A 16417-nucleotide genomic window follows, 5' to 3' on the forward strand; every position below is an offset into this window, starting at 1 on the left:
GCTAGCGGACCTCTTCGGTGATTACCATGATGCCCCGGTCGGTGATTTCCAGGGCCTGCCCCGCATGAACAAGCGTTGTCGTGGTTGGCTCCTCGACAAGCAGCGGGCCACTCAGCCGCTCGCCGCATGGCAGACCGTTACGATCATAGACAGCACACAATTTCCAGCCGCCATCGTTGCCGAAATAGACCTTGCGTTCGCCCTTGCGCGCCTTGGCGACGGTGCGGCCGTCATTGTCGATCAGCGGGCAGTCAATGACGTTGCCGGCAATCTCGGCCTGAAGATGCAGGTTTGTCACCTCGATGCGTGCGTCGGGCTGGCGGAACGAGTAAGCGGTCTCGTGCGCAAGATGGAAGGCCTCGGCGAAATCGGCGAGTTGCACCAACGGCGTGAACCGCGTCGACACGCTGTGCTCCTGACCGTGATAGCGCATTTCGACGGTGTAGCTGAAGGCGATGCCGTCCTTGGCGTCGAGGTCGAAATACGACAGTGCCTCGTCTTCCATGTCGGCGAAGAGCTTGGCCAGTTCGCCAAGCGACGACGCAACGAGTGGCGAGAACCACGTCTTGCGAATGTCGGCGCGCGGATGCGCTGCCAGCATGCCCCAGGCCGAGAAGATGCCCGAATGCGGTGGGATGATGATCGACTTGGCGTTGAGCTCGCGGCCGAGGCGGGCGCCCAGCATTGGCCCGGCGCCGCCACTGACGATCAGCGCAAGGTCGCGTGGGTCGTGGCCGCGCTGGACGGTGACCAGTTTCAGGGCGTTGATCATGTTGGATTCGGCGACGTCGATCATCGCCTGGGCTGCGTCGTCGACCGACAGGCCGAGCGGTCCGGCCAGCCTGGTGATGGCCTGGCGCGCGAGTTCGACGTCGAGGGTCATGGCGCCTTCGGCGAAAGCGACAGGATCGAGCAGCCCGATTGCTACCTTGGCGTCGGTGAGCGTGGGTTCGGTTCCGCCAAGCCCGTAGCAGGCTGGTCCGGGCACCGACCCGGCACTTTTCGGTCCCACCCGCAGGCCGCCGGCGGCGTCGATCCATGCGATCGAACCCCCGCCCGAGCCTATCTCGACGATGTCGACCACCGGCACCTGCACCGGATAACCGGGGAAAGTGCGGGCCCATTCCAGCTTGTATTCGGCGTCGAGACTGGGCTTGCCGTCGCGGATGAGCGTGCACTTTGCCGTGGTACCGCCAACGTCGAGATAAAGGACATCCTTTTCGCCGAGGATCGCGCCGATCCTTGCGGCGCCGGCGGCGCCGCCCGAAGGGCCGGATTCGACAAGTGTCAGCGGACTGGCGACGGCTTGCGAGAACGTCGCGACTCCGCCATTGGACAGCATCGCGTAATAGGCTGAATACACGCCCTTGGCGGCAAGCGCCTTTTCGAGATTGGCGAAATATCGTTGGATTATTGGCTGTACGTAGGCGTTGAGGGCAACCGTGTTGGTGCGCTCATATTCGCGCCATTGACGCGAAATCTCGTAGCTGGCGCAGACGGTGACATCCGGCAGCAGGTCCCGCAGCAGTGCTGCGCACTGCTTCTCGTGATCCGGATAGGCGTAGCTGTGCAGGAAGATGACCGCAACGGCCTCAACTCCCTCCTCAAGGAACAGGCGCGCGGCCTGGCGAACATCGTCTTCGTTGAGCGGCTCGAAGACCCTTCCATCCGCGCCGACCCGTTCGCGGACCTCTGTCCTCAGCTTCCTGGGGATGAACGGTTCGGGACTGTGGAACTGGAGATTGTAGAGGTCGGGGCGGTTGCCGCGGCCGATCTCGAGCACGTCGCGGAACCCTGCAGTGGTCACCAGGGCGGTCCTGACGCCCTTGCGTTCGGTGATCGCGTTGATCACCGTCGTTCCGCCATGGGCAAAGAACCGGACCTTGTCGGGGTCCAGGCCGCTGGCACTTTGTGCGCGGTCGATCACGTCGAGCACGCCGATCGACTGGTCCTGGGGGGTGGTAAGGCTTTTTGAGGTGAACACCATGCCCGTTTTCTCGTCATACCCAACGAGATCGGTGAAGGTGCCGCCGACATCGGTTGCAAGTCTGATCATTTCGTCGTCATGCCCCGGTGGTTGTATTCCGATGCCGCGCGTTCTGCGCTGATGTAGCCGTCGCGGATGTCTTCGGCGATCGCGTCCTTGCTTCTCTTGATTGGGTCGCCCCAGCCGCCGCCGCCGCCGGTGGCGATGCGCAGCAAATCGCCTTTGACGACGCGGCGGTGAGACAAGCGGCCATAAGAGGTGGTGTTCGCCGTATCCTTGTCGACGACATCGAGCCGGTTGAGACTGCCGGCACCGCCGCCGTCCATGCCCCAGGGCGGTGTCCGCGAGCGGCCGAAGCCGCTGTGGATGTCGGCCTCTCCAGACAGGATCTCGTATTCGCGCACGACCCCGAAGCCGCCGCGCCACTGGCCAGCGCCGGCTCCGCTTTCGACATTGAGCGCGTAGCGCCGGACGTGGAGGGGAAACTTCGCTTCGATCAGCTCCACCGAATAATTGTAGGTATCGCCGTCGGTCAGGGCGATCACCGCGCTGGCGCCGTCGCGACCGGGCGCGCCACCCCAACCGCCATGCTGCGGCTCGATGTGGATGAACTCTTCGCCGTCGGCGGTCCGGCCATTGATGTAGGTCACGCACAGGCTGGAATAGGAGCCGGCCGAGAAGCGTTCCGGCATTAACGGAGCGAGCGCCTTCCACACCAGTTCCGAGGCATGGACGGAACCTTCGTAGTACCAGCCTGTCGGCGAGGGTTTCTGCGCCGTGAACACCGTTCCGTCGGGAGCGATCACCGAAAGCGGCCGGAACCATCCTTCGTTGGACGGCTCCTGTGGCGCGACCAGCGCCTTGAAGATGGTCTTCACTGCCGAACTCAATGCCCCGCGCGCGCAGTTGATCGGGCCTGCCGCGGCCGGTGGGCAGCCGGTGAAATCCACTTCCATGCGGCCACCCTCGATCCGGATGGCGACCCTCACTTCGATGGGGTTGGTGGTGATGCCATCGCCATCGATGATGTCGGTTGCCTCGTAGATGCCGTCCGGCAGTGCCGCTATGACGTCCTGGCTACGCCGCTCGCTGACGTCGAGGAGGTGGTCGAATGCGTCTTGGATCGTGGCCGCACCGTACTTTTCGACCATCTCCAGCATGCGGCGCTCGGCGATGCGCACAGTGGCAAGCTGCGCATTGAGGTCGCCCAGCGCGACTTCCGGAAGACGGACATTCTCGCTGATGATGCGAACCATGTCGGGCAGCAGCTTGTCGTCGCGGGCAATGCGGACGCAGGGCAGGCGAAGGCCCTCCTGGAACACCGAATTGGCGTCTGGAGGCAGGCTGCCGGGCACCGCGCCGCCGACGTCCAGCCAGTGGGCGACATTAATGGCAAATGCGATGATGCGGCCTTCGGCAAAGATCGGTCGCATGATCGCCAGATCGCAGGAATGCGTACCCCCGGCATAGGGATCGTTGGTGACCAGCACGTCGCCCGGAGCCATGTCGTCGGCGAACCTCTCGACCAGGCTGCGAACCTGGGTGGCGAAGGTGCCGGTGAACAGCGTGATGCCGTTGGTCTGGGCGATCAGGTCGCAGTCGCGGGTACAGATGCCGCAGGCGAAATCCAGAACCTCGTAGATGACGGGGCTCATGCTGGTCCGCGCCATCACGATGCCCATCTCGTCGACCATCGACAGTAGCTTGCCCTGGATGATCTCCTGGGTCACGGGATCGACGGTTCGCACCTGCTGCTCCATTCCGCACCTTTATGACTGCAGCGCGTGTATCTGCTGCCCATGCCAAAAGGTTGCATCGTGAAGCGGACTTGCATACCCGACCGATCGGGTGGGCAGGCTGATTGGGTGCCCACCCAAAATGACGGTTAGGCTAATAGTCCTAGCTCTCGCGCGACCGAGATGGCCGAGGTGCGCGAGTGGACATTGAGCTTTGAAAAGACATTTCGAACATGGAACTTCACGGTGTTTTCGCTGACGTCCATGTGCCTGGCTATCTCCTTGTTCGAAAAGCCGCCGCAGATCAATGATATGACCTTCAGTTCCTGCTGGGTCAGCGTATGCGGTGCGCTCGAGGAACCCGCCGCCGTTTCGACCGAACCTTGCAATGATGCGGACGCATCTGCCGACGCAAAGATCTGGCCGACGCGCCGGGCGATCAGGCTGTCGGGGCCGGCCTCCTGCGCACGCCGGCGCAGCAAGGCGAGCATGTCGGGACCCTCCTCGAAAAAGGCCGCGCGGTAGGTTGCGCTGGGCAGGGTCAGCAGGATTTCATCGAGCACCGAAGCTGTGCGTTCGGCCTTGCCGGTCTTCATGTCGGCCAGCACCGCCAGCAGGCGCATGCGGAGCATTCGCGGCACGCTGAAGGGGCGCTCCTGGGCCACCTCCAGGCGCTGCAGCATGTCGAGTGCGCGCTCCGTTTGACCTTCCTGTATCCAGACCCGTACCCACAGCGTCGCGGGGACCTCGCCGCGCAGCCGGAATGAAAGCCGGTTGCGCTCGATGTCGAATGCCGTTTCCGGCCCCAGATCGAAACGGTCGGCGAAACGCTTGGCGCCCTGGATGTCGCCGAAATGGATGATCGAGCGCATCTGTTCGCGTGCCACCAGCCTTTGCAGGCGGGGAAAGCCACGGCGCTGGGCGGTGCGCCTTGCCTGTTCGAGCACCGCGTCCACACCGTCGAAATCGTTCCTGACCATTCTTGCGCGGATGCGGGACAGATAGGCTGCGGCCAACAGGTCGAACCAACAGTCGTTCTTCTCCAGATGCGGCAGCGACCATTCGAGGATGCGCTCGGCGCCATCGTGAAGGCCACGCTCCGACAGTGTCTCGGCCAGCAGGACCTGGGCGATAGCGTCGAGGTCGCAACCCTTGCCGATGGCGTTCTGTGCGTCGCTGGCCAGACGCTCGTAGGCCGCACTTGCGCCTTCCATGTCGCCGCGAAAGAACTGTGCCTGTCCGACATGGACATGGAGGTGCATTGCCCCGAAAAGGGCTCCTGCCTGGGTAAAGGACTGGATTGCCAGGTTGCCGTGGCGCTCGGCGCGCTCGAACTCGCTGCGCTCCAGATACTGGAAGCACAGCAGGTTGTAGGTCAGCGCGCGCTGCACGGGTTCCACCAGTTCAAGCAGCGTCAGATCGCGCTCGAGCAGCGACAGGTCGAGAGCTTCGATGCGGTCGTCCCGATACAGTGCCATGAGGGCGCCGATCAGGCGGACCTCGCTGACCAGAATGGTGTCGCAGCGGTCCATGGTCCGATTGACCAGTTCGAAATAATGAGTCGCCAACGTCAGGTTGCCACCTTTGGCGGCGGCGACGGCCAGCCCGAGAAAGCTGCGTGGAAACCTTGCGGCTTCCGGCTCGGGCAGCACCGCCGCCAGTGCATGAAACTGCTGCAGCAGCCCGCGGGCGCCGGCATAGACCTGCCGCCATCCGCCCGCACTTTCGGAAAATTCCCCGGCAAGGCGGAAGTCCTCGGCATGCAAGGCGTGGCGGATGGCGCCCGCCCAGTCACGGCGCGCCGCATACCAGTGCGCCGCATTGCGCCTGATCTGATTGATGTCCAGCCCGCGCGCGAGGGCTTCCTGCATCAGGTATTCCTGGAATACCTGATGCAGCTTGAACTGCCTGTGCCCGTCGTCGAACGCTTCGATGGGCAGGCCGCCGGCGGCGATGTCGGAAGTCAGTTCGGCGGCCGCAGAAGGACTGACGACCGCGCTCGCCAGCTCGGCGCTGAAATAAGGCAGGGCCGCAACGCCGACCAGCGCCGATTGCATGGGGACCGAAAGCGACGAAAACACCTGTTCGGACAGGTAGCGCGCCATATCGAGCTGGGTGCCGCTGAATTCCAGCAGGTCCCTGTCGGTCACGGCCCCGTCGCGCAGCAGCACACGAGCCAGTTGCAGTGCCACGGCCCAGCCCTGGGTCTTTTTGACCAGCGCCTCTATCTGCGATTTGTCGAGCTTGACCCCGGCCATGGCGAGCAGGTTCTGAGCCTCTCCGGCCGAAAAACGCAGATCGCTGGCCTTCAGATAGGTGAGCTGGCCGTTCAGCTGCATCGCCGAGATCGCCAACCTCGGCTCCGATCTGGAGATGATCAGCAGCCGGAGGTTTCGTGCCTGCGGCGAAAACAGGAGCCGCGCCAGCGTCGCGTCGTTTTCGTCGCTCTGGGCGAAATGATAATCGTCGAGGAACAGGTAGAGCGGGCGGCGCAGCCGTTGTAACTGGGTCAGGATGACGCCCAGAGCATGCTGCTGCGACAGACTGGAATAGTCCTGCGCCCCAGCGGGGAAGACGTGTGCTGCGGTGAGAACTCCGAGCAGTCCGAGGAGGAAGTGGGTGCCGTCGCGATCGTCGCCATCGAGCGCGGCCCAGGCCGCCTGGTGGCCTTGCTTGCGCAAATCCTCGTAACGCTGGTTCATCAACGAGGACTTGCCAAACCCGGCAGGCGCTATAACCAGCGTCAGCCGTCGGTCGCCGGCATCATCGAGCAGCCGCAGCGTCCGGACGCGCCTGACCTGCGCCATGCGTGCATCAGCTTCACCTGCAGAGATGCGCTTGGGCGCCACCATTCTGTCGGAATCCAGGATCAATCAACAAGCCGATATCATGAGCCGCGCGAACATGTACACCTTGAGGCCACCCGAGGCGGCGTATGTGCTGCCGATCGGGGCCATCCGCGAGGCGGTTATGATACTGCGCCGGGCATCGCCAAACCTTCGGTGACATTGCCAAATACAGCCCCCAGCGCCCCTAACAACGACATCACCAACGAACGCGACGACGGCCTCGTCCGTTGGGTCAACAAGCTCGGTCATGGCCTGCTCGAGGTCGAGCGCAACGGCCGCTTGTCGCCGGCAATCATCCCATAACCTGACTTTCCCGCCCCAAAGCCGCCGGATCGGCCTCGTGGTGAGCTGGCCTCCACAAGCCGACGGTCGCCCCCGACACATCAGGCGCCCGGATGGTTTCGTCCTGGGCCAGCTGCTGTTGCGCGGCGCCCTGCGCGACAGGACGCGTCACCCGAACTACAACCAATGATTGATTTCAGGTTGCAGACAATACCTATTGCAGATTGTGCTGTTTTAGCTAAAAGGGCGGCCGACCCATCAAGGCTTTTTCCTGGAGCTTAAGGCGCGTGCGTGCGGAACGGATTGAACTTGCAACAATTGTGCTTTGCTACAAGGCGTCGCAAGACGTCGTCGGTGCCGTGCGCTCGTTGCTTGACCAGGACCTGCCGACGGAGATCGTCGTGGTCAATTCCGGCGGCGGCAATGTCGGCGCCGTGCTCGGCAACGCAGGCATCACCGTGCCGTGCATCGAGTTTTGCGAACGGCTCTATGTCGGGGCGGCGCGCAATCGCGGCATAGACAATACCAAGGCGCCGTTCGTTGCCTTCCTTGCCAGTGATTGTCGCGCCTGTCCCGGCTGGGTGGAACACCGCCTGCTCCGCCACCGCTCCGGCGCGCGCGCGGTGGCGAGCGCCATCGCCAACAGCCACCCGCGCAACCTGGTCGCCTGTGCCGCCTATATCGGCATGTTCATGCGGCGCCTGCCCGGCTTGCCTGAAACCATGGCGATCCGCTTCGGCGCTTCGTTCGACCGCGCGCTGTTCGACTGTTACGGCCGCTTCGATGAAGCCGTTCCGGCAAGCGAGGACACCGAGTTCCTGAAACGGCTGCCGCCTGAGTTGCAGCCCGTCTGGGAGCCTGATGTTCAGACCATCCACCTCAACGAAACGCGGCTTGCGCGGCTGATGATCGACCAGTTCCGGCGCGGCATCGGCCATGGCCGCGACATGCACCGGATCCTGGGCAAGTCCCATGCACGGATTGCCCGCGACGTGTTGCGCCAGTGGCGTCCGGCACGAGCTCTTGCGCGCGCCGGGCTGAGTGGCAGCGACCTGACCTATGTCATGGCGTCTATGCCGATCTTCTGGCTCACCTTGGCCGCCAAGGCCTGTGGCGTGCTGGTGTCGCAATGGTCCGCCGACAGGCCACATCCAGCCACCTCAGGCATCCCTGCGCGATAGGCTGCCCCTGATGATCTCATGCGAAATCAAGCCGAAATGGCCGCGGTGGAAGACGCTGTTGCGACGCAGGCAGAAGGTGATCGCCGTCTTCAGCTACCGCTTCGACGCACATCTGGTGCCTGATCTTCTCGCCAATATCGATCCCTTCATCGACGGCTGGGTGGCCTTCGACGACCGTGCCTCGACCGGCGTGTTCAGCAGCGAAGTCGGGCGCAGGCGCTGCCTGCTTGCGGCGGCGCGGCAGGCCGGCGCCGACTGGATCCTGGCCGTCGATCCCGACGAACGTTTTGAAACCGCCGTTGCAACCGAGATATCCGGCCTGACCAGGAAACGGGGGCGCATCGCCTGGGGTTTTCATTTCCGCGAGCTTTATGCACCGCTGAGCTACCGCAGCGACGGGATCTGGGGGTCCAAGATCCGCCATTGCCTGTTTCGCGCCTTCGACCCGGCAGAACGAACCGACACCGGCCTGCATGACCAGTGGTATCCAAAAAACGCCGGCTTCAGGGAGTTGCGCAGCGGGCTCAATCTCTATCATCTGAAGATGATCGACCCGGCACGGCGCGGCGCGCGGCGCGATCTCTACAGCTTTCTCGATCCCGACCGCCGCGACCAGGCCATCGGTTATGATTACCTGGCCGATGAAACCGGCGTGCAGCTCGAGCCCATCCCGGCCGACCGCCTTTATCATCCGCCTCACATCGACGACGGCGGCTTGTGGATGTTCGACCTCAGCGGCAAGGCCGGCGCACAAGGGCAGCCACGCTAGGCTTGTCCAGCCACTCTGCCATTCAGGCCAACGGCTGCCGGGCGCCGGCGAAACCTGCAACCACATCGCAAAGCGGCCTGGCCCGACGAACTTGGGCGGCAATGCGCCCCACGCCAGAGGTTCCGAAGAGGTTTAAGGCTTCCCGCAAGCAGTCATTCGTTAACGTTGCGAAGCAGAAGCCGACTACGCCACGATATCTGAAATTCACCTGCTTTGCGGGTTATGACCATCGGTAACGCGGATCCATGGCGTTGCGGCGGCCCAAGCTGACTTTGACGGCTTCGTTGGTCTGACGCTCGCGCGATGGGCAAAAGGCAATGATCGGAGCCTGTATCTGACGGATTGCGGTAAATCAAAGCCCGGCCTGTCGGTTGGGTTAAAAACGCGTGCGGCCATCTGGCCGCTGTTTGGACCGAAGCGAAATCCGATGAAACTCATGACACGTCTCTCGCTGACTACGCAGCCGAGGGTGTTCTCACCGATCTGCGGCTCCTCCTGTCGCACTGAAATAGCGTCCTGTGAGAGCTGGCCATGACATTGGCTGACAGTCCGCCAGAAAGAGTTGACATGCCCCAGCCTATCGCGACGGCCGATCCGTTTCCCGGCCTTTCAGAGGCCGAGGCACAAGCCCGGCTGGTTGCCGAAGGGTTCAACGAACTGCCGAGGTCCACCCAGCGCACACCGTTGCGGATTGCATTCGAGGTCATTCGCGAGCCGATGCTTGCGCTCCTGTTTGGCGGCGGCGTTGTCTATCTGCTTCTGGGCAATCTGGAGGAAGCGCTGATCCTGCTGGCCTTCGCCACGATGTCGATCGGCATAACCATCATACAAGAGACACGCACCGAGCGTGTCCTGGAGGCGCTGCGTGATCTCACCAGTCCTCGCGCCCTGGTCATACGCGCTGGTGAACGCAAGCGCATCGCGGGTCGAGAAGTCGTCCGGGGCGATGTCGTCGTGCTTGGCGAGGGCGACCGGGTGCCTGCCGATGCCACGCTCCTGCAGAGCCAGGACCTTCAGAGCGACGAATCGCTTTTGACTGGTGAGTCCGTGCCGGTTCGAAAGATTGCCGCCGACAGCGCCTCGCCATTGACCGAACGTCGGCCAGGCGGCGACGACCTGCCTTTCATATTCTCGGGTTCGCTGATCGTTCGCGGTTCGGGTATAGGAGAAGTCTCGGCGACGGGGCCACGAAGCGAAATCGGCAAGATCGGCCACTCGCTGAGTTCAATGGAGACAGAACCACCGCGATTGCAGGTACAAATGCGGCGCGTTGTCCGTATTTTCGCAATTGTCGGCGGCGCGGTCAGCGTCGTCGCGGTCCTGCTTTACGGGCTTCTGCGGGGCGGATGGCTTGACGCCGTGCTGGCAGGCATCGCGCTCGGCATGTCGATGCTGCCGGAAGAGTTTCCCGTCGTGCTGACGATCTTCATGGCCATGGGTGCGTGGCGCATATCGCAGGCGCGCGTCCTGACCCGCAGGGCCGCCGCGATCGAAACCCTTGGTTCGGCGACGATCCTTTGCACCGACAAGACAGGCACGCTCACCGAGAACCGGATGACGATTGCCGAGCTTCGGACGGCGGATGGAAAGTCAATTCGGATTGCGGACAAGCCGGCCGCCGATCTGCCGGCGGCATTCGCCGATCTGGCAGAAACTGGTGTGCTTGCCAGTACCGAGATTCCTTTCGACCCCATGGAGATCGCATTTCACAAACTCGGCAAGGAACGACTGTCCAAACGCAAGATTCTGGACAATCTGGATTGGCAACTGGTCCGCGCCTATCCGCTTCGACCCGGTCTACTGGCGATGTCCAATGTCTGGCAATCGACAGGCGGCAAGGACAAGTCGCTGATTGCGGCAAAAGGAGCGCCGGAGACGATCGGGGCGCTATGCCATCTGAACGCAAAGGAACTGAAGGCCTTGCAGGGTTCGGTCGAAGCCATGGCGGCCGAGGGGTTACGTGTGCTGGGCGTGGCCCGTGTGTTTCATCGCGGCGACGCCTTGCCAGAGACGCAACACGATTTCAAATTTGAGTTTCTCGGGCTGGTCGGCCTGACTGATCCACTGCGCGCGAGTGTCCCCGATGCCGTAAACGACTGCCGTTCGGCCGGCATCAGGGTGATGATGATCACCGGCGACTACCCGGCAACCGCCAAGGTGATCGCGCGCCAGGCCGGCCTCGACGCCGAAAGCGTGGTGACCGGCAGCGAGATGCAGTCGCTCAACGACGAAGAGCTGGCGCTGCGTGTCAAAACCGCAACCGTGTTCGCGCGCATCATGCCCGAACAGAAGCTTCGTATCGTCACCGCGCTGAAGTCGAATGGTGATATCGTCGCCATGACTGGCGATGGGGTCAACGACGCGCCGTCGCTGAAGGCAGCCAATATCGGCATTGCCATGGGTGGCCGTGGTACCGACGTTGCCCGCGAAGCGTCGGCGATCGTCCTGCTCGACGACGATTTCGGTTCGATCGTCAAAGCCGTTCGGCTTGGCCGCCGTATATTCGACAATCTGCGCAAGGCCATGGGGTTCATCATCGCCGTCCACGTGCCGATTGCCGGTCTCTCGCTGCTGCCGTTGCTGTTTGGCCTGCCAATCCTGTTCGGGCCGATACATATCGCCTTTCTGGAGATGGTGATCGATCCGGTGTGCGCGCTGGTCTTCGAGGCCGAAACCGAGGAAGACGATGTGATGCGCCGTCCGCCTCGCAACCCGGACGCGCCATTGTTCTCCGGCGCCTTGATCGGATGGGGACTTGTTCAGGGGACGCTGGCCTTCGCATTTCTCGCGGGCATATACCTTGTCGCCCTGAAGCAGGGCATGGCCGAGAACGAAATCCGGGCGCTGATTTTTTTCTCGCTGGTGCTGACAATCGTCGGGCTGATTTTTGTCAACCGCTCCTTCAGCGCATCGCTTCTGACCGCGATCATCAGGCCCAATCGATCGCTCATTTTTGTTGTCGTGGTCGTCGCTTCAACGCTGGGCGGCACACTTCTGTGGCCGTTCGCCACCAGTCTCTTTCGCTTCGGGCCGCTGCATCTCAACGATCTGGCGGTGACGTTTGCGGCGGGATTTGCCGTGTTGGCATGCCTGGAGTTGCTGAAGCCACTCTGGCGCAGGCACCTGAAAGGCTAGAAGCAGATTCTATCAGCAGATACCGGTCGTCGGTTGGAGATGAGATGGTCGTCAGCAAAGGTTGGAACGTGAAGGAAGCTCCCGGCGGCGACAGAATGAACGCCGAAAATCCGCGATCTCGTGGAAGCCATTTCAGCACGCTTGTGTTGGCAGCCGCTTCGATCGTGGGGATTGTCGTCTGCGCGCTGTTGGCTGAGCCATTTTTGGGCGCGATCACATGGGCAATGGCACTGGCAATCCTCTTTGTCCCTCTCCATGCCAGGATCGAGACAAAACTGAAACATCCCAACCTCGCGGCATTGGCTTCGGTTCTGACGATAGTACTCCTTGTCGTTGTCCCGACAGCTTTTCTTGTAGAACGCCTGGTCGAGGAGGCTGCTTCTGGGGCAGCCTCCATCCGAACCCGGGTAGCGGATGGAGAACTCCAACGCCTCCTGGAGGCCCATCCCGGCATCGCACCTATTGGGACGTGGATAAATCAACAGATCGATCTGCCGTCGATTTTGGCGAGCCTTGCGACTTGGCTGAGCAATGCCGGTGCAACGTTCGTGAGGGGCTCTGTGTTGCAGGTGGCGGAAGTTCTGCTGACGTTTTACATGCTTTTCTATTTCCTGCGTGATCGCAACGCAGTCGCGCGCCTGCTTCACGATTGGATGCCGTTGGTGAGCGCCGATACCGAGCGACTGTTCCAGCGGGTGTTCGATACCGTGCATGCGACGGTATACGGGACGTTGGCGGTCGCTGCGGTTCAGGGTTCTTTGGGCGGGCTGATGTTCTGGATGCTCGGGTTGCCGACGCCCCTTCTTTGGGGCGTGGTGATGAGCCTCCTTTCCGTCGTGCCAGTGCTGGGTGCGTTCATCGTGTGGATACCAGCGGCAATCCTGCTGCTGCTTGATGGTGACTGGGGCAAGGCCCTGATCCTCGCGGCCTGGGGTGGCATCGTTGTAGGCGGAATCGACAATGTCCTTCGTCCGATGTTTGTGGGAACCCAACTGAGGCTCCATACGATTCCCGCTTTCATATCGATGATAGGTGGGCTCGCCCTGTTCGGGGCTCCCGGATTCATACTCGGACCCCTGGCTGTTACAGTGACGATGCTCCTGGTCGAGCTATGGGCTGCGCGTGACAAACTCAACAATCGCAAGCAACAGGAATGACCAGTGCGGACGTGTCCTGCGCTCGACAGCGCGGGGCAAACGCACGGATAGCTACCAGTCGCATCCGGACCGGCGGGCGGCCCGCCGCTTACACCGCGGTACCGACCAGCACGCCGATGCCGGCAGTGAGCGCCATGGCAAAGGCACCCCAGAAGGTGACGCGCAGCGTTGCACGAATGATGTTGGCGCCACCGGCCTTGGCGCCGATGGCGCCCAGCAGAGCGAGGAAAAGCAGAGACGCCACCGAGACCCCCATCACCAGCATGGAGGCCGGCGAAATCAGCACCATGAGCAGCGGCATCGCCGCGCCCACGCTGAAGGTCGCCGCCGAGGTCAGCGCCGCCTGGATCGGGCGCGCCGTGGTCATTTCGGAGATGCCGAGTTCATCATGGGCGTGCGCGGCCAGTGCATCCTTGGCCATGAGCTGATCGGCGAGCTGGCGCGCCAGGCCCGCTTCCAGCCCGCGCTTGACGTAAATCTGCGCCAGTTCCTCGCGCTCGAATTCGGGCTGGGTCCTGAGCTCCTCGCGTTCACGGTCGAGGTCGGCATTCTCGGTGTCCGACTGGGAGCTGACCGAGACATACTCGCCGGCAGCCATCGACATGGCGCCCGCCACCAACCCGGCTATGCCGGCGACCAGAACCTGCGAGGTCGGCGCGGCGGCCGACGCAACGCCGACGATCAGGCTGGCGGTCGAGACGATGCCGTCATTGGCTCCCAGCACGGCGGCGCGCAGCCAGCCGATGCGCGACACCAGGTGGTTTTCGACATGCAGGCGGCTCATGCTTTTCTCCGGATCGTGCCTTCGAGTTTCGTGGCGGCCGCGACTGTGTTGGAAACCGTGCCGTACTTGCGGACATTCTTGTGCAGCAGCTCCAGCCGCTGGTCGGTTTCATCGGTGTCGACGACAAGCTCGTAGTCGATGGAGGCAATCCCCGGCGGGCTGTCGCGCCGAACGGCATGCAATGCGACCTTGACGCCGCGCAGCTTGAAACCGAGCATCGGGGTGACGCGCTCGATGCCCTTGATCATGCAGGCGGCGATGGCCGCCAGAAGCAGTTCGGCTGGATTGAATGCATCGGCCCGGCCCTCGAGACAGGTGTCGAGAATAAGCGCGGCGTTCTTGGTCGTGGCGACGCTGCCTCGTGCATCGGTCCGTCGGGCTTCAACGCTATATTCGAACATGGTGTCACCTGCCTCGCCGCCCACCTTGCAGGCGCCATTTTGGCGTTTCTAGCCTCCGTCCCGGAACCCGGCGTTGATCCAGGTCAGAAATCCGACGGGTTTCCTGAAATGCCAGCTGCGCGGGTCACCGTCCCTATCGACGATCAGCTCAGACCGTGCTGGAGGACAAAACCTCCTTCGACCGGCTCCCAAGCCGCAGCTTTCTGAGGCACCGGTGCCGCAGCAAAGCCATGACGACGAGATCGCAGGCTTCGGCCCGAGACAATTACAGCATAGCTTAGGCTGGTCTTTATTCTCGGCATGCAGGACGTTGCCGTCGACGCCAAGTTTCCCGGCGATCCGCCTGCACCGGTCGAGGACTTGCGCGGCGCGGCCGGTTAAGGCACCTGGCAAACAATGAGCGGACAGACGGCTTCCGGCCCCAATCACGACGTCAACATGTCGACCTTGCAACACACTGCCGCAAGAGTTTGAGCTTTCAGATGCTCGAGATCACGGAGTGTGTTGATGACGTTTCTCGACCTTGCGTTCAGAGATTTTGTTGACGCACTTGAAACGGCAATCAAACACCGAAGTGGCCTCGGCACGGATGCCCGCTTTGGCGGCCAAGTCTCGGCATGACTGAGAAAGACGGCGATAAGCGTCGCACCGATAGGTTCAATGACCTTCGTCGGGCCGCAAGCGGGATTTGAGCCGCACGATTGTTCGGGCAAATAGGCCGTCGTCCGCTGTCGCGCGCGCGAGCACGAGAGCGCCCTGAATTCCCAGAACGACATCCTCGGCGCTCTCCCCGGCGGCGGCGGGACTCCATCCTTGCCGGATTAGAGCGTCGCGCAAAGCCGCGATCCACTGGATGAAATATCCTGAAATCCGATCGGCAAACCGATCGCGCGTACCGTCGAGGGCAAAGGCGCCCACGAGGCAAATGCGTCCACCCGAGCGGAAGTAGGAATCAACGGCATCCCACATCCGCGCAATGGCAGCGCCCGGTGGCTCGCTTCGCAGTGGCTCGAAGACATGGCGCTCAAACCAGGCGCCAACATCCTCCAGTACCGCGTTCGCCATCTCCTCCTTGCCGCCCGGGAAGAAGTGATAGAGGCTGCCTTTGCCCATGCCGGTCCTCTCGGTGATCCGGCTCAACGAAGTCCCCTCGTAGCCAAACTCCCGGAAGACTTCGGCCACGAGGGGGATGACGTCTGGGCGCTCGTTGAGCGTCCGCATGCGATTAGCCTCGCTACATTAGAGGCCCAGGTCGGAGAGCCCGGGGTGATCGTCCGGCCGCCGGCCGAGAGGCCAGTGGAACTTGCGATCCGCTTCCTTGATCGGAAGGTCATTGATGCAGGCGAACCGTCGCTGCATCAAGCCTGCGGCATCATATTCCCAGTTTTCGTTGCCGTAAGAGCGGAACCAGTTGCCGCTGTCGTCGTGCCATTCATAGGCGTAGCGGACGGCGATCCGATTGTCATTAAAGGCCCAGAGTTCCTTGATCAGGCGGTAATCGAGTTCCTTTGCCCATTTCCGGGTGAGGAAGGCCACGATCTCGGCGCGACCGCCGGTGAATTCGGCCCGGTTCCGCCAGCGGCTGTCTAGGGTGTAGGCCTTAGACACCTTTTCAGGGTCGCGGCTGTTCCATCCATCTTCCGCAAGGCGGACCTTCTGCGTTGCGCTATCGAGGGTGAAAGGTGGGGCGATCATGCTCATTCGCGTTTGTCCTGTACCGGTTAATCCATCGTGGGTTGAACGGTACAGGGCGAACGGCTATCTCGCTCATTGTACCGATAGGTACACGATAGACCGATCGGTACAAAACTGTCAACGCCTCGTTGGCGTCGGTTGTCCGTAGTACTGGCAGTGCGGGGCGGTAGCCGCTCCAGAGCATTTCCGCTTTTCTTCGAATCGCGGAATCGCGCTATCTTCTTGTTTTTGCGCAACTCCGGACGGAAAACCGCGGCGCAGTTTTCCTGGAATTGCTCCAGGTTTGGTTCCAATCGGTTTTCAAACTTTGATGCGATAGGACGCGATCGATGGGGCCGCCTAAGCGTATCGGCGTTGAACCGATGATATCGGCAGTGCAGGCACGCTGCACCACCTGAGCCCGCGCCCGCCGGCGCTGCTGCGAGGCCGGCGCACAAGGAC

General features: G+C 62.4%; 12 protein-coding genes. 5 read left to right on the forward strand and 7 right to left on the reverse strand.

Annotation, left to right across the window (positions count from 1 at the left end; all coding sequences use genetic code 11):
• Window position 1 precedes the first annotated feature (1 nt).
• The 3 genes from IHE39_RS29125 to IHE39_RS29135 all read right to left on the reverse strand — a co-directional run bounded on the left by IHE39_RS29125 (window position 2) and on the right by IHE39_RS29135 (window position 6575).
• Window positions 2-2056 (reverse strand): hydantoinase/oxoprolinase family protein, encoded by a 2055-nt coding sequence (locus tag IHE39_RS29125; protein ID WP_192568970.1) that lies wholly within the window; start codon window positions 2054-2056, stop codon window positions 2-4.
• Window positions 2053-3735 carry a hydantoinase B/oxoprolinase family protein gene (locus IHE39_RS29130; RefSeq protein WP_343070142.1) on the reverse strand — a complete coding sequence of 561 codons (1683 nt, stop codon included), beginning with the start codon at window positions 3733-3735 and terminating at the stop codon, window positions 2053-2055. The genes IHE39_RS29125 and IHE39_RS29130 overlap by 4 nt, the downstream gene beginning before the upstream one ends.
• 137 nt (window positions 3736-3872) lie before the next feature.
• A complete protein-coding gene (locus tag IHE39_RS29135; protein WP_192568972.1) occupies window positions 3873-6575 on the reverse strand; it encodes a LuxR C-terminal-related transcriptional regulator in 2703 nt (900 codons plus the stop codon).
• A 150-nt stretch (window positions 6576-6725) separates the two neighbouring features.
• Here IHE39_RS29135 and IHE39_RS29140 point away from each other — a divergent pair, with 150 nt between their 5' ends.
• The 5 genes from IHE39_RS29140 to IHE39_RS29160 all read left to right on the forward strand — a co-directional run bounded on the left by IHE39_RS29140 (window position 6726) and on the right by IHE39_RS29160 (window position 13096).
• Complete coding sequence (locus IHE39_RS29140; RefSeq protein ID WP_192568973.1) at window positions 6726-6875, forward strand: hypothetical protein; 150 nt, start codon at window positions 6726-6728, stop codon at window positions 6873-6875.
• Window positions 6876-7141: 266 nt separating this feature from the next.
• Entirely contained in the window at window positions 7142-8035 is an 894-nt protein-coding gene (locus IHE39_RS29145; protein ID WP_192568974.1) for a glycosyltransferase, read from the forward strand.
• Between the two features lie 10 nt (window positions 8036-8045).
• Window positions 8046-8804 carry a glycosyltransferase family protein gene (locus IHE39_RS29150; RefSeq protein WP_192568975.1) on the forward strand — a complete coding sequence of 253 codons (759 nt, stop codon included), beginning with the start codon at window positions 8046-8048 and terminating at the stop codon, window positions 8802-8804.
• Window positions 8805-9371: 567 nt separating this feature from the next.
• The gene (locus IHE39_RS29155; RefSeq protein WP_192569013.1) at window positions 9372-11939 is read left to right on the forward strand and encodes a cation-translocating P-type ATPase; all 2568 of its coding nucleotides are present in this window, start codon (window positions 9372-9374) and stop codon (window positions 11937-11939) included.
• Window positions 11940-11983: 44 nt separating this feature from the next.
• Window positions 11984-13096 carry an AI-2E family transporter gene (locus IHE39_RS29160; RefSeq protein ID WP_246485680.1) on the forward strand — a complete coding sequence of 371 codons (1113 nt, stop codon included), beginning with the start codon at window positions 11984-11986 and terminating at the stop codon, window positions 13094-13096.
• Between the two features lie 88 nt (window positions 13097-13184).
• Here IHE39_RS29160 and IHE39_RS29165 read toward each other — a convergent pair whose 3' ends face one another.
• The 4 genes from IHE39_RS29165 to IHE39_RS29180 form a co-directional block, all read right to left on the reverse strand.
• A complete protein-coding gene (locus IHE39_RS29165) occupies window positions 13185-13880 on the reverse strand; it encodes a VIT1/CCC1 transporter family protein (protein ID WP_192568976.1) in 696 nt (231 codons plus the stop codon).
• Entirely contained in the window at window positions 13877-14281 is a 405-nt protein-coding gene (locus IHE39_RS29170) for an OsmC family protein (protein ID WP_184772998.1), read from the reverse strand. The genes IHE39_RS29165 and IHE39_RS29170 overlap by 4 nt, the downstream gene beginning before the upstream one ends.
• Window positions 14282-14938: 657 nt before the next feature.
• Window positions 14939-15502, reverse strand: a complete 564-nt coding sequence (locus IHE39_RS29175) for a TetR/AcrR family transcriptional regulator (protein WP_192568977.1) — start codon at window positions 15500-15502, stop codon at window positions 14939-14941.
• Window positions 15503-15520: 18 nt separating this feature from the next.
• Complete coding sequence (locus tag IHE39_RS29180) at window positions 15521-15982, reverse strand: nuclear transport factor 2 family protein (protein WP_192568978.1); 462 nt, start codon at window positions 15980-15982, stop codon at window positions 15521-15523.
• Window positions 15983-16417: the final 435 nt, after the last annotated feature.

The organism is Aminobacter carboxidus, assembly GCF_014863355.1.
GTDB classification, from domain to species: Bacteria; Pseudomonadota; Alphaproteobacteria; order Rhizobiales; family Rhizobiaceae; genus Aminobacter; species Aminobacter carboxidus.

What these genes read in the sequence shown, in the direction of transcription:
- IHE39_RS29175 (WP_192568977.1), bottom strand. Translation starts at nt 15,502, where the DNA reads ATGCGGACGCTCAACGAGCGCCCAGACGTCATCCCCCTCGTGGCCGAA.
- IHE39_RS29165 (WP_192568976.1), bottom strand. Translation starts at nt 13,880, where the DNA reads ATGAGCCGCCTGCATGTCGAAAACCACCTGGTGTCGCGCATCGGCTGG.
- IHE39_RS29170 (WP_184772998.1), bottom strand. Translation starts at nt 14,281, where the DNA reads ATGTTCGAATATAGCGTTGAAGCCCGACGGACCGATGCACGAGGCAGC.
- IHE39_RS29180 (WP_192568978.1), bottom strand. Translation starts at nt 15,982, where the DNA reads ATGAGCATGATCGCCCCACCTTTCACCCTCGATAGCGCAACGCAGAAG.
- IHE39_RS29160 (WP_246485680.1), top strand. Translation starts at nt 11,984, where the DNA reads ATGGTCGTCAGCAAAGGTTGGAACGTGAAGGAAGCTCCCGGCGGCGAC.
- IHE39_RS29125 (WP_192568970.1), bottom strand. Translation starts at nt 2,056, where the DNA reads ATGATCAGACTTGCAACCGATGTCGGCGGCACCTTCACCGATCTCGTT.
- IHE39_RS29150 (WP_192568975.1), top strand. Translation starts at nt 8,046, where the DNA reads ATGATCTCATGCGAAATCAAGCCGAAATGGCCGCGGTGGAAGACGCTG.
- IHE39_RS29135 (WP_192568972.1), bottom strand. Translation starts at nt 6,575, where the DNA reads ATGGTGGCGCCCAAGCGCATCTCTGCAGGTGAAGCTGATGCACGCATG.
- IHE39_RS29155 (WP_192569013.1), top strand. Translation starts at nt 9,372, where the DNA reads ATGCCCCAGCCTATCGCGACGGCCGATCCGTTTCCCGGCCTTTCAGAG.